Source organism: Pseudomonas sp. 05N434, assembly GCF_056396965.1.
Window position 1 is genome coordinate 1 of sequence record NZ_JBFTMK010001181.1, and the last position, 385, is coordinate 385.

Annotated in this window: 1 pseudogene; it reads right to left on the reverse strand. The window is 45.2% G+C overall.

Annotated elements, in window-relative coordinates:
- Positions 1-385, reverse strand: a pseudogene (locus AC1DLB_RS32335) (lipase family protein); the annotation flags it as partial.

Here is a 385-nt window from a genome sequence, read left to right on the forward strand (position 1 = left end):
TTTGAAAGGGGAGGAAGATGAGCGGATTTCTCAACCAGATCTCTCACTTCGACATGAAAGAACTGGTCTGCTTTTGCTTTTGCAGGGTTGTTTTCAACTCGCAGACCGTCCTTGCGCAGGAAGCGGGTTTTTTCGGCCCGCACCTGTAATTCGGTAATTTTTAGCGGATAGCTTAGTCGTGTCATTAACCATTTATAGTCCTTTTCGTCTCCTTTATAGGCACTATCAACGGTGAGGACTACGGGCCCTTCGTAAGTGTCACAAACTTTGGCAGAGCCTTCAGAATCTAAAATTCCTTCATGAGATTGTTCGGTACTGTCCACAAGTTTGTAAGCTAAACCCGCATAAGGTTTACCATTCCCTGACTCATCCACCAGTTGAAAAC